Genomic DNA, 12,811 nt, shown 5'->3' with positions numbered 1-12,811 from the left:
GCCCGGGCATGACGAGTCATGGGTAGTCCAGTGCTTCCGAAACTCAGGCCGTGCGAACGATCGGCCGGCGCCTGCCTGTTTGGCCTTCGCCCGCGGCGGGGCCACGGTGGTGCCCGGCCAATAGCTCGCGGATTTGCGCCGCCGGCTTCGGCGGGCTGAACAGATAGCCCTGCATTTCCGAGCAGCCGAGTTCACGCAGCAATTGCTGCTGCTGCGCGGTCTCGACGCCTTCCGCGGTCGTGGTCATGCTGCGCTCGGCGGCGATGTTGACGACGGCCTCGACGATGCCGGCCGATCCCTGCGGATCGGCGATGTCGGTGACGAAGCAGCGGTCGATCTTGATCTTGTCGAACGGGAAGCGCTTCAGGTAGCTCAGCGACGAATAGCCGGTGCCGAAATCGTCGAGCGCGATCCGGATCCCGATGGCGCGCAGCTGATGCAGCGCGGCCAGCGCGGTCTCGTCGTCGCGGATCAGCACGGCCTCGGTGATCTCGAGCTCCAGCCGGCCAGCCGACAGCCCCGACGCCGCGAGCGCCGCGATCACCTTGAGCGCCAGCGTGCCGCTGCGGAACTGCACCGGCGAGACGTTGACCGCGAGCCTGACATGATCGGGCCAGTTCACGGCCTCCTTGCAGGCCGTCAACAAAACCCATTCGCCGAGCTGGTTGATCAGGCCGGTCTCTTCCGCGATCGGCACGAAGTCGGCCGGCGAGATCATGCCGCGCTGCGGATGGCGCCAGCGCACCAGCGCCTCGCAGCCGGTGATCTCGTTGCTGCGCAGGTCGACGCAGGGCTGGTAATGCACTTCGAGCCCGTGGCCCGCGGCGATGGTCTGGCGCAATTCCATCTCGAGCTCGCGGCGGGCGCGGGCGTCGGCATCCATCGCCGGCTCGAAGAAGCGCGAGATGCGGCGGCCGGCCGACTTCGCCGCATACATCGCGAGGTCGGCGTTCTTCAGGATCTGATCGACATCGGTGCCGTCCTTCGGCGCCAGCGCGATGCCGATGCTGGCGTCGGTGGTGACCTGGTGGCCGAGGCATTGATAGGGCAAGCGGATCGCCTCGTAGATGCGCGCGACAAGGTCTGTGACCTCGATCTCGTTCTTCACCCCGGTCTGCACGATCGCGAATTCGTCGCCGCCGAGCCGGGCGACGAAATCGCCGTCGCCGATCACGCCGCTCAGGGTCCGCGCAACGGACTTCAACAGTTCGTCGCCGACCATGTGGCCGAGCGAGTCGTTGACGCCCTTGAATTCGTCGATGTCGATATAGAGCACCGCGAGCTGGCTGTCGGGCGCGACATGCGGCAGCTCGCGCTTGATCTCCTCGTGGAACGGCGCGCGGTTCGGAAGGTCGGTGAGGGCATCGTAGTGGGCAAGATGCGTGATGCGCTCCTCGGCGCGGCGGCGCTCGGTGACGTCCTCATGGGTCGCAAGCCAGCCGCCGTCGGCCAGCGGCTCGTTGACGACCTGGATCGAGCGTCCGTCGGGCGTCGTGATCACCATGGTGTTGCGGACAGCGACGTCGCGCAGCACGATGTTGACGTAGCGTTCGACGTCGCCCTGGAACGAGCCGGTCTGGTGGCGGTGCACGATGACGTCCCGGAAGCTGCAGCCGGGCTTGATGATGTCGGCCGACAGGGCGTACATCTCGACATAGCGCTTGTTGCAGATCACGAGGCGTTGCGCGGCGTCGAACAGCAGCAGCCCCTGCGTCATGTTGTTGACGGCGGTGTCGAGCCGGAGCTTTTCCAGCGTCAGGCGTTGCTGCTGGGCGCGATGCTGGTGCACGAGCTTGCGCACCACCAGGGTCAGCAGGATCGCGATCGCCAGCACCGAAATGCTGGTCACCGCGATCAGGATGGCGATCTGCTCGCGCCAGTTGGCGAGCGCCGCTTCCGTCGTGGTGGTCGCGACGACGACGATCGGGAATTTGGTCAGCGCTCGCGACGACACCAGGCGGTCCTTGCCGTCGACCGGACTGGCCAGCCGCGTGGTGCTCCGCGGCAGCTCGAACACCTGCTGCTGGTTGACCGGCCCGGTGCGGAAATTCTTGCCGATTAGCTCTTCGGCATGGGGATAGCGCGCCAGCAGCGTGCCGTCGCGATGGTGCATCGAAATCGCGGCGCCTTCGCCGAGCGCAACCGTCGAGAAGAACTTCTCGAAGGTCGCCGGCTCGATGCCGCGGCCGACCACGCCGAGGAACTCGCCGTGCGGACCGGTGACCTTGCGGACGATGACGGTGGTCCAGAGCCCGCTGATGCGACTGACCACCGGCGCGACCTGCATGTCGGGCGAGTAGGGGCTCGACTTGAAGATCTGGAAGTAGCTGCGATCGGCGATAGAGGCCTGCGGCAGCGGCCAGGCGCCGGAGCTGTTGATCAGCACGCCGTCGGCATCGAACACGTTGAGGCTGCCGACATTGGACAGCGCGTCCATCTTGGACTTGAGCATCGCATGGATGTCGGCGGCCGACATCCGCCGCCGGTAGTTCTCCGGCGTCGCGATCCCGTTGTCGCGCATGAACGCGATCAGGTCGCGCTGGACCACCTCGAGGTCGTCGAGCTGCTGGTCGAAATGCCGCGCCAGCAGCAGCACGGTGTTCTCGAGCTCTCGCTCGCTGTTGTGCAAAGCGCGCTCGCGGAAATTCTCGGCCATCAGGGTCGCGCCGATCGCAATCGCGGCCATCAGCACCGCGCCGCCGAGGATCAGCCAGCGGATCGGACCGCGGCCGATCACCGAGGCGACGTTGAACGAGGCGCTGCCGTTTGATTTCATCTGACGCTATCGCTTCCAGGCGTTTCACCCGGAGGTAGGTCTGTGCACCTCCGGCCCGCGAAAGTCGTATCGAAACGAGATGGAGTTGCGGTTAGCGAGGCTGGTTAACGAATGGTTAATGGAGGCAGCGAGAAGCCACGGCTCTCCAGATGATCCGGAACCGATCTGGAAGAGGCCACCAACCGAGGCGATCTCAGACCCCGAAAGAATGCCTCATCTGAATCGTCATGCGCTGGACAGCATCGGTATATCGCCCCTGGGCAAATTTCTGATCCATTATGTAAAGAACAAAGACAATTCCTACGGCTATCAGCAATCCTTTCACCAAATCCTCCTCGTCGTCATCGCCCTGAGTGTTCCGATTTGGGATTGCCGCGCGCGGCAGGCCTGCAATCAGATCCTGCGATCGTACAAGGCGCGGAAATTGCCACCGATAACCGTCACGAGATCGATGCGTCGAGCTAATCGACAACGGGACAAAAAGTTCCCGAAGAGGAACTGCAGTTTTTGCCGCTCAGTGCGGCTACCCGGAATCCCTTGCCGAGTGTGAAGTCGACGTAATCGTCCGTTTACGATCTAAGTCCATGACGATGCTCAACGTCAGCGACGGCACGTAGTTTGCGTGTCATTCCGCGAAGTTCAGCACGTGAGAGTTGCCATCATGAAGAAGCTTGTTCGGAATTTTTGTGCCGATGAAACCGGAGCCACCGCGATCGAATACGGCTTGATCGCAACCGGCATCGCGATCGCCATCATTGCCGCGGTGAAGGGCGTCGGCACAAAACTGTCGGGCACCTTCAATTCGATCAGCGGCTCACTGAAGTAATCGAGCGCACCGGCAACTCAGTCGCCGGCGCGATAGTGCCCGGACTTGCCGCCGATCTTCTCGATCAGATGAATGCCTTCGATACGGATGCCACGGTCGACCGCCTTGACCATGTCGTAGATCGTCAGGCACGCGACCGAAACCGCGGTCAGCGCCTCCATTTCGACGCCGGTTGGCCCGGTCACCTTGACGCTGGCGCGGACGATGCAGCCGGGCAGCTTGGCATCGGTTGCGATATCGATCGTGACTTTGGTCAGCGCCAGCGGGTGGCAGAGCGGGATCAGCTCCGAGGTCCGCTTCGCCGCCATGATGCCTGATATCCGCGCGGTCGCCAGCACGTCGCCCTTCTTGGCGTGGCCTTGCTCGATCAGCGCGAGCGTGGCCTTGCTCATCAGCACGCGGCCCTCGGCGACGGCAGTCCGCTCAGTGGCGGGCTTGGCCGAGACATCGACCATGCGCGCATCGCCCTTGGCGTCGATATGGGTGAGGGCGGAGCCGGACCCGACCGGCTCGGCTTTTGTGGCTTTGCTCTTCCGCGCCATCGCGTCAGCGCGTGCCGGTGGCGCGTGATGCGGCCTGCCGCGTCAGCAATGCGCGGGTGGCCGCGGTGACGTCCTGCTGGCGCATCAGGCTCTCGCCGACCAGGAAGGTCGACATCCCGACGCGCTCGAGGCGGGCCAGATCCTCAGGCGTGAAGATGCCGCTCTCGCCGACCATCAGGCGGTCGCGCGGGATCAACGGCGCCAGCGCCTCGCTCGTCGCGAGCGTGGTCTCGAAGGTGCGCAGATTGCGGTTGTTGACGCCGATCATCGGCGAGCGGAGTTTCAGGGCCCGGTCGAGCTCGGCGCGGTCGTGGATCTCGACCAGCACGTCCATGCCGTAGCCGAGGGCGGCATCCTCGAGGTCCTTGGCCGCGGCATCGTCGAGCGCGGCCATGATGATCAGGATGCAGTCGGCGCCATGGGCGCGCGCTTCCGCCACCTGGTAGGTGTCGAACATGAAATCCTTGCGCAGCACCGGCAGATTGGTCGCCGCGCGGGCCGCGACCATGAAGTCGAGATGGCCCTGGAACGACGGCGCGTCCGTCAGCACCGACAGGCAGGCCGCGCCGCCGGCCTCATAGGCCTTCGCGAGCACCGGCGGATCGAAGTCGGCCCGGATCAGCCCCTTCGAGGGCGAGGCCTTCTTCACTTCCGCGATCAATGCGTAGTCGCCGTTTGCGTGCTTGTCCTTCAGCGCGCGGACGAAGCCGCGCGGGGCTGAGGCCGATTTCGCCTGCGCCTCGACCTCAGCGAGCGAATGCGCGCGCTTCGCGGCGGCGATCTCCTCGCGCTTGTAGGCCTCGATCTTGGTCAGGATGTCGGACATCGCTTACCGCCTTACTTGCGCATGATCTGATTCGAAAAACCGGTTCCCACTTTCTCGGATCATGCTCAGCCGTTGGAAACCGCGACCAGATGCTTGAGCCGCGCCGCGGCCGCGCCGCTGTCGAGCGACTGCGCGCCGATCGCGACGCCTTCCTTGAGGTCCTTGGCGCGGCCGGCCACGATCAGCGCGGCAGCGGCGTTGAGCAGGGCGACGTCGCGATAGGCGCTCGGCTTGCCCTGGAGCACGCTCGACAGCGCGATCGCATTGGCATCGGCATCGCCGCCCTTCAGCGCCTCGCCGCCGACGCGGCCGAGTCCGGCGTCTTCCGGAGTCACGTCGAACGTCCTGATCTCGCCGTTCTCCAGCGTTGCAACGAAGGTCGGGCCGGTGAGGGTGATCTCGTCGAGGCCGTCGGAGCCGTGCACCACCCAGACCTTGTCCGAGCCGAGGTTCTTCAGCACCTGCGCCAGCGGCTGCACCCATTGCCGCGAGAACACGCCGACCATCTGCCGCTTGACGCCGGCCGGGTTCGACAGCGGTCCGAGCAGGTTGAAGATGGTGCGGGTGGCGAGCTCGACCCGGGTCGGACCGACATTCTTCATCGCCGGATGATGTGCGGGCGCGAACATGAAGCCGATGCCGGCTTCAGAGACGCAGCGTCCGACGCGCTCCGGCGTCAGATCGATCTTGACCCCGAGCGAGGCCAGCACGTCGGCCGAGCCCGAGCGCGACGACAGCGCGCGGTTGCCGTGCTTGGCCACGGGCACACCGGCGCCGGCCACAATGAAGGCGGCGCAGGTCGAAACGTTGACCGAGCCGGAGCCGTCGCCGCCGGTGCCGACGATGTCGACGGCCTCCGCCGGCGCCTTGACCGGCAGCATCTTGCCGCGCATCGCGCTGACGGCGCCGGTGATCTCATCGACGGTCTCGCCGCGCACCCGCAGCGCCATCAACAGCCCGCCCATCTGCGAGGGCGTGGCTTCGCCCGACATCATGCTGTCGAACGCAGACGCCGCTTCTTCACGCGTCAGCGTGGCGCCGGTGGCGACTTTTCCGATGATCGATTTCAGGTCGTCCATTCGCTGGCTCAGGGTCTGTTGTTGGAGCTTGATCTCCGCGCGTCGCGTTGTCGCGCGGAGAACCGGCTGTCGCTGCGACAAACGTGGAAAGCGTCTGCGGCCTAGATCATGCTCAATTATTTGCGCCTGTCACCTGTGCGAAGGCTGCCTGGTTGATGGTTACGCCGATATCGGACTCGATCTTGGTGACGTATTGCGCGACCTGCTCGTCGCTCAGCGAGCGCCGCAGCGCCTCGGTGAGCTGCTTGGCCGCATCGGACGTGAAGTCGACCGGCGGCACGGTCACGTTGGTGACGCGGAACACGACCCACTGGCTGCCGCCGGCGGCCGAAGTCTGTCCGTCGCCGTCCTTGGCGGTGCGGAACGCCGCCGCAATCACGCCGGCCGGCACGGCTGGCAGCGAGGCCTCGCGGTTGAAGTTCGCAGCGGTCTCGAGCTTGACGCCGGCAGAAGCGGCCTCGTCGGCGAGCTTGGCGCCTCCGTCGAGCTTCTGGACGATCTCGGTCGCCTTGGCGCGCAGCTTGGCGGAGATCTGGTCCTCGCGCCACTTCGCCTCGACCTGGTCGCGGACCTCGTCGAGGCTGCGCTCGCGCGACGGCGTGATGCCCAACACGTCGTACCAGACATAGCCGTTGTTGAACTGGATCGGGTCGTTGTCGACGCCGACGTCGCTGTTGAAGGCCTGCGACACCACGTCGAGGCCGCGCGGAATGTTGGTCGCGACCTGGCCGTTCGGCAGACGCCCCGAGCGATCGATCGCGTCGATGGTGACGGGGGTCAATTTCAGCTTCTGCGCCGCTTCGATGACGCTGGCGCCGCCGCCGCGCTCGTCTTCCATCTTGTCGCGCAGCTCGGCGACCTTGCTGCGGGCGCGCTCGGAGGCGATCTCGTTCTTGACCTGTTGCGCGAGGCTCTCATAGCTCGGGGTCACGCCGGGCTCGATCTTGCCGACCTTGACCAGCGCCACGCCGAAGCGACCCTGGACCGGCTGGCTGACGTCGCCTGAGGGAAGCGCGAAGGCGGCATCGCCGACGGCCGGATCGAGGATCGCCGACTTCGCGACCAACCCGAGGTTGACGTCGGCCAGATTGAGGTTGCGCTCCTTGGCGATGTCGTCGAACGAGGTACCCGACGCGATCCGGCCGCGCGCGGCCTGCGCCTCGCCGGCGTCCGGAAACACGATCTGCGAGACTTCGCGCTTCTCCGGCGTGCTGAGCCGATCCTTGCGCTCGTCGAAGATCTTCTTGGCGTCCTCGTCCGACACCGTCTCCCATTTGCCGATTTCCTCGGGCGTGATCGCGACGAAGGAGATCTTGCGGTATTCGGGCGCGCGGAACTGGACCTTGTGGTCCTCGAAATAGGCGGCGAGCGCCTCGGGCGAGGGCGGGTCGATGGTGCCGGCCTGCGCGGCGCCGAGCGTGATGTAGTCGATCGAGCGCTGCTCGTTCTGGAAACGGGTCAGCGCCTCGACCAGCGATTTCGGCGGCTCGATCCCGGACGAGATAGTGCCGGCGATCTGCCGCCTGAGGCCGACGCGGCGCTGCTCGGCGATGTAGCGGCCCTCGGTATAGCCGTAGTTGCGGATCATGGCCTGGAAGCGCTGCGGGTCGAACTGGTTGTTGAGACCCTTGAAGTTCGGATCATTGTAGATCTGGCGCAGCACCTCGGCGTCGGACACATTGAGGCCCATGCGGCGCGCTTCCTCGTCCATCGCGGCCTCGGCGAGCGTCTGCTGCAGCACCTGGCGGTCAATGCCGAAGGCGCGCGCCTGGTCGGGCGTCAGCGGACGGCCGAACTGGCGGCCAAGCTGCTGCAACCGGTCGGTATAGATCTGGCGGAACTGCTCGGCCGAAATCTCCGTCCCGCCGACCTTGGCGAAGGTCGACTGGCCAAACCCCTTGAAAATGTCGGCAATGCCCCAAATTCCGAAACTGACGATCAAAACGCCCATCACAACGGCCATAATCGTCTTGCCGAGCCAGTTTGATGAGGCTTTCCGCATTCCTCGAAGCATGGGTCCAACTTGTTTTGCAGGTGGGGAACCGGGTCGTGCCCAAGTGGGAGCAAAAAGTCGGGACCTCTTGTCCGGCAGCAGGGCGTCACCGAATTGAAAATGCTTATAAAGTGGCTCGTGTCCCCCCGCAACCTCGCCCGCGCGGGCGGATTGAAGCGGGTAGAGTCCTGTTCTGACGCGTTTTCTTCACGCGAACCGGTGGCCACTTCGCTCGAAAACGCTCTGGACGCCGCGCGGGATGGGCGAGGGCGGTATCTGGAAGTCGCCGCCAAGCTCTGATAGCGCAGGGCGACGCTTGAACGATGGGACATCCGACATGACCGACGCCATCCGGCCGCTGATCGCCGGCAACTGGAAAATGAACGGCCTGAAATCCTCTTTTGCCGAGTTCGACGCGATGCTGGCCGGGGCCGGCGATGTCGCCGGGAAGGCCGATCTCCTGGTCTGTCCGCCGGCAACACTGGTCGGCGCCTTTGCCGACAAGGCGCGCGGCTCGAAGGTCGCCGTCGGCGCCCAGGATTGTCATCCGAAGGCGTCGGGCGCCCACACCGGCGACCTCTCGGCGGAAATGTTTGGGGATCTCGGCGCGGTCGCCATCATCGTCGGCCACTCCGAGCGGCGCGCCGACCATGGCGAGACCGACGCGTTGATTCGGCAGAAGGCGGAGGCGGTCTGGCGCGCCCACCTGACCGCGATCGTCTGCATCGGCGAGACGCGCGAGCAGCGCGACGCCGGCAAGACGCTGGATGTCTGCGGCACCCAGCTTGCGGGTTCGCTGCCCGACGGCTCGACCGCGGCCAATCTGGTGGTGGCCTATGAGCCGGTCTGGGCAATCGGCACCGGCCTGACCCCGACCGCCAAGGATGTCGAGGAAGTTCACAGGTTTATCCGAGGTCAGCTCACCGATCGCTTCAAGGACGAGGGAAACCGGATCAGGATCCTGTACGGCGGCTCGGTGAAGCCGTCGAACGCGGCCGAGCTGATGGCGGTCGCCAATGTCAACGGCGCCCTGGTCGGCGGCGCCAGCCTGAAGGCGTCCGATTTTCTGGCCATCGCGGCGGGGTGTTAAGGCGCCTGCCGACTCCATTCCGGGCTCTCGCACCGTCATCCTGAGGTGCGAGCGGAGCGAGCCTCGAAGGATCGACGGCCACCAGCCGGGCCGTCGATCCTTCGAGACGCCGCTGCGCGGCTCCTCAGGATGACGGGACGAAGGCAAAGAGCCCGCGGCATCTTACAGAATCACGCAGCCGCACCCACTCCGATCCGCTTCCAATAGATCATCGTGCCGGTGAGGCCGCCATGCGGCTTCAGCGCGTAGTCCGGGATAATGCCGCTGAGCTGAAATCCCTGCTTTTCGTAAAGCGGCGCGGCGCCGTCGTCGACGGCGGTGTCGAGCACCAGCAGCGTGCGTCCGCGGTCGATCGCAAGTTGCTCGGCGGCGCGCAGCAATGCGGTCGCCGCGCCGCGATGGCGATGCGCAACGCGCGTCATCATCTTGGCGATCTCGGCGCGGTGCGGCTGGTTCGGCGGCAGTTTCAGCAGCAGCGTCACGGTGCCGATCAGTTCGCTACCGTCGAACGCGCCGAGCACGATTCGCTCGCCGCGCGCCGCCGCTCCCAGCGAGTCCTGCCAGAATGCATCAGCATCACCCCGCGACAGCGGATGCATGAAGCTGACCGAGCCGCCGCTGGCGACGGTCTCAATCAACAGCGCGCAGAGTGCGCTGCGAATCTCCGGCGCATCCTCAAGCGGCTTGATGGCAAAGGGCGGCATGCATCAGCTCCGGGCGAGGGCGACCACATAGGTGCAGGAGGCGTTGGTTTCGTTGGCGAAGGTCGTCTCCGCCGGCGGGCCGAAGCCGAGGCAATCGCCGGCAGCGAGCACATGGCGCGCGCCGCCTTCGGTGATGACGAGGCTGCCGCTCAAGACCCAGACCAGCTGGCGGATATGGGCATAGGACGAGGCGGGCAGCGTCACCGCCTGCTTGGACGGTAGCTCGACCCGCACCAACTCGACCGGATGATCGGGGCGGCTGAACACCTGACGGCGCAGATAGCCGGTTTCCGGATCGCGCCAGACCGGCTGCGTGGCGCCGCGCGACAGCCGTTCGCCCTCGCCCTCGGCGCGCAGCATCAACCCGGCCAGCGTGAGGTCGAAGGCGGATGCAAGGCGCACCAGCACGACCGCGGTGGGGCTGACCTCGGCGCGCTCGATCTTGCTGATCGTGGCCTTCGAGACGCCGGAGCGTTCGGCGAGCTCCGCCAGCGACCAGCCCCGGCCGTCGCGTTCGAGCCGGATGCGCTGCGCCAGGCGCTGGCTCAGATCGTCTACCAAAGTATCCATTCGTCTATTATAATAGAATTATTTGGTTCCGATCAAGGCTCAACCGCGCGCAAACGACACCGCTTGTGATGTCAGCCGTTGCGACTATCTCGGGGGTGACAATGCCCGGTGCAATCGTGTAACAGGGCGCGACTTCACGAAAACCCGCAAAGCCGATAGCGCCGTTTGTCTGGCCGCTTGGCGGCTTATGACGGAAGGCTTGCGATGCAGACTGTCGTTATCATTATTCATCTCATGATCGTTGCCGTCATGATCGGCGCCGTGCTGTTGCAGAAATCCGAAGGCGGCGGCCTCGGCATGGGCGGCGGCGCCGGCTTCATGTCGAGCCGTGGCACCGCGAATCTGTTGTCGCGGACCACCGCGATCCTCGCGGCCGGCTTCTTCCTCACCAGCCTGTTCCTGTCCTGGTACGCGGGCTACGACCGCAAGCCGAGCTCGATCATCGGCACCGGCGCACCGGCGCAGACGCAGCCGGTCGGCGGCACGCCGATCACGGCGCCGACCTCCGGCGGTGTCCTCGATTCGCTGAAGAAGGCCGACGAGCAGCAGGGCCAGCCGGCCCCGAGTGGCCCGCAGGCGCCACGGTCGCAATAAAGCAGGGTGGCCATGCAGGATACAGCGCTGGTATCCTGCATCAGAAATCCCCATTAGTGCTCTGAAATCGCTTTCAATTTAACGCAACCCACAGCCCGGTGATTTGTTTGCCGGGAATGGCCGATTCGTTTTGCGAATCGCTGGAGTCGGATTAAAGGTAAGGTCCCATGGCGCGGTACATATTCATCACCGGCGGCGTGGTCTCCTCGCTCGGAAAGGGTCTGGCATCAGCGGCGCTCGGCGCTTTGCTGCAGGCCCGGGGCTACAAAGTCCGCCTTCGCAAGCTCGACCCCTATCTCAACCTCGATCCCGGAACGATGTCGCCGTATCAGCACGGCGAAGTGTTCGTGACCGACGACGGCGCCGAGACCGATCTCGATCTCGGCCATTACGAACGCTTCACCGGTCGTCCCGCCACCAAGGCGGACAACATCACGACCGGGCGCATCTATCAGGACATCATCACCAAGGAACGCCGCGGCGATTATCTCGGCGCCACCATCCAGGTGGTCCCGCACGTCACCAACGCGATCAAGGAATTCGTGCTGTCGGGCAATGACGAGTACGATTTCGTGCTGGTCGAGATCGGCGGCACCGTCGGCGACATCGAAGGCCTGCCGTTCTTCGAGGCGATCCGCCAGCTCAAGAACGAGCTGCCGCGGGATCACGCGGTTTATATTCACCTGACGCTTTTGCCGTACATTCCAAGTGCCGGTGAACTCAAGACAAAGCCGACGCAGCATTCGGTGAAGGAGCTGCGCTCGATCGGCATCCAGCCGGATATCCTGCTGTGCCGCACCGACCGCGAAATCCCCAAGGAAGAGCGGCGCAAGCTCGGCCTGTTCTGCAACGTGCGCGAAAGCGCCGTGATCGAGGCGCGCGACGTCGACAACATCTACGCGGTGCCGGAGGCCTATCACGCCGCCGGCCTCGACGACGAGGTGCTGGCCGCGTTCGGCATCACGGCGAAGATTCCGCCGGCGCTGCAGAGCTGGAACGTGATCAACGAGCGCGTCCGCAATCCGGAAGGCGCGGTGACGATCGCGATCGTCGGCAAGTACACCGGCATGAAGGACGCCTACAAATCGCTGATCGAGGCGCTCTCCCACGGCGGCATCGCCAACAAGGTGAAGGTCAATCTCGACTGGATCGAGAGCGAGGTGTTCGAGAACGAGGACCCGGCGCCGTTCCTCGAGCACGTCAACGGCATCCTGGTGCCCGGCGGCTTCGGCCAGCGCGGCGCCGAAGGCAAGATCCGCGCGGCGCAGTTCGCGCGCGAGCGTAACGTGCCGTATTTCGGCATCTGCTTCGGCATGCAGATGGCCGTGATCGAGGCGGCGCGCAATCTGGTCGGCATCGAGGAGGCCAACTCGACCGAGTTCGGCCCGACCAAGGAGCCGCTGGTCGGTCTGATGACCGAATGGCTGCGCGGCAATGAGCTCGAGAAGCGCTCGCAGAGCGGCGACCTCGGCGGCACGATGCGGCTTGGCGCCTATCCCGCGGCGCTGAACCGCGGCAGCCGCGTCTCGCAGGTCTATGGCGGCGCGACCGAGATTTCCGAGCGGCACCGCCATCGCTACGAGGTCAACACCGCCTACAAGGATCGCCTCGAGCAGCACGGTCTGCGGTTCTCCGGCATGTCGCCCGATGGCGTGCTGCCGGAGATCGTCGAGTACGAGGACCATCCCTGGTTCATCGGCGTCCAGTTCCATCCGGAGCTGAAGTCACGGCCGTTCGAGCCGCATCCGCTGTTCGCGTCGTTCATCGAGGCGGCGGCGAAGCAGAGCCGGCTGGTCTAGGCTGGCGCAGAC

Annotated in this window: 11 protein-coding genes; 4 read left to right on the top strand and 7 right to left on the bottom strand. The window is 65.3% G+C overall.

Translation table 11 applies throughout. The features are described 5' to 3' along the window. Window positions 1–43 precede the first annotated feature (43 nt). A complete protein-coding gene (locus HAP48_RS40225; RefSeq protein ID WP_166205335.1) occupies window positions 44–2,776 on the bottom strand; it encodes a bifunctional diguanylate cyclase/phosphodiesterase in 2,733 nt (910 codons plus the stop codon). 661 nt (window positions 2,777–3,437) lie between these two features. On the opposite strand from HAP48_RS40225, the gene HAP48_RS40220 reads away from it, so the two are divergent. Then, window positions 3,438–3,602 carry a Flp family type IVb pilin gene (locus tag HAP48_RS40220; RefSeq protein ID WP_166205334.1) on the top strand — a complete coding sequence of 55 codons (165 nt, stop codon included), beginning with the start codon at window positions 3,438–3,440 and terminating at the stop codon, window positions 3,600–3,602. Window positions 3,603–3,619: 17 nt separating this feature from the next. Here the strand turns inward: HAP48_RS40220 and moaC are convergent, their stop codons facing one another. The 4 genes from moaC to HAP48_RS40200 form a co-directional block, all read right to left on the bottom strand. After that, window positions 3,620–4,144 (bottom strand): cyclic pyranopterin monophosphate synthase MoaC, encoded by a 525-nt coding sequence (moaC, locus tag HAP48_RS40215; protein ID WP_166205333.1) that lies wholly within the window; start codon window positions 4,142–4,144, stop codon window positions 3,620–3,622. Between the two features lie 4 nt (window positions 4,145–4,148). Then, window positions 4,149–4,970 carry an indole-3-glycerol phosphate synthase TrpC gene (gene trpC / locus HAP48_RS40210; RefSeq protein WP_166205332.1) on the bottom strand — a complete coding sequence of 274 codons (822 nt, stop codon included), beginning with the start codon at window positions 4,968–4,970 and terminating at the stop codon, window positions 4,149–4,151. Window positions 4,971–5,035: 65 nt separating this feature from the next. After that, window positions 5,036–6,049, bottom strand: a complete 1,014-nt coding sequence (gene trpD, locus HAP48_RS40205; protein ID WP_166205331.1) for an anthranilate phosphoribosyltransferase — start codon at window positions 6,047–6,049, stop codon at window positions 5,036–5,038. A gap of 112 nt (window positions 6,050–6,161) precedes the next feature. Beyond that, a complete protein-coding gene (locus HAP48_RS40200) occupies window positions 6,162–8,063 on the bottom strand; it encodes a peptidylprolyl isomerase (protein ID WP_166205330.1) in 1,902 nt (633 codons plus the stop codon). Between the two features lie 316 nt (window positions 8,064–8,379). Between HAP48_RS40200 and tpiA the strand changes: the two genes are divergently transcribed. Continuing rightward, window positions 8,380–9,132, top strand: a complete 753-nt coding sequence (tpiA, locus tag HAP48_RS40195; RefSeq protein ID WP_166205329.1) for a triose-phosphate isomerase — start codon at window positions 8,380–8,382, stop codon at window positions 9,130–9,132. 170 nt (window positions 9,133–9,302) lie between these two features. Here tpiA and HAP48_RS40190 read toward each other — a convergent pair whose 3' ends face one another. Beyond that, window positions 9,303–9,836 carry a GNAT family N-acetyltransferase gene (locus HAP48_RS40190; protein ID WP_166205328.1) on the bottom strand — a complete coding sequence of 178 codons (534 nt, stop codon included), beginning with the start codon at window positions 9,834–9,836 and terminating at the stop codon, window positions 9,303–9,305. Window positions 9,837–9,839: 3 nt separating this feature from the next. Beyond that, window positions 9,840–10,406 (bottom strand): helix-turn-helix domain-containing protein, encoded by a 567-nt coding sequence (locus HAP48_RS40185; RefSeq protein ID WP_166205327.1) that lies wholly within the window; start codon window positions 10,404–10,406, stop codon window positions 9,840–9,842. A 204-nt stretch (window positions 10,407–10,610) separates the two neighbouring features. Between HAP48_RS40185 and secG the strand changes: the two genes are divergently transcribed. Further along, a complete protein-coding gene (gene secG, locus HAP48_RS40180) occupies window positions 10,611–11,000 on the top strand; it encodes a preprotein translocase subunit SecG (RefSeq protein ID WP_166205326.1) in 390 nt (129 codons plus the stop codon). A gap of 167 nt (window positions 11,001–11,167) precedes the next feature. Beyond that, a complete protein-coding gene (locus tag HAP48_RS40175; protein ID WP_166205325.1) occupies window positions 11,168–12,799 on the top strand; it encodes a CTP synthase in 1,632 nt (543 codons plus the stop codon). Window positions 12,800–12,811: the final 12 nt, after the last annotated feature.

The sequence above is a fragment of the Bradyrhizobium septentrionale genome, assembly GCF_011516645.4.
Classification (GTDB): Bacteria; Pseudomonadota; Alphaproteobacteria; order Rhizobiales; family Xanthobacteraceae; genus Bradyrhizobium; species Bradyrhizobium septentrionale.
This window is presented reverse-complemented; position numbering and strand designations above follow the sequence as displayed.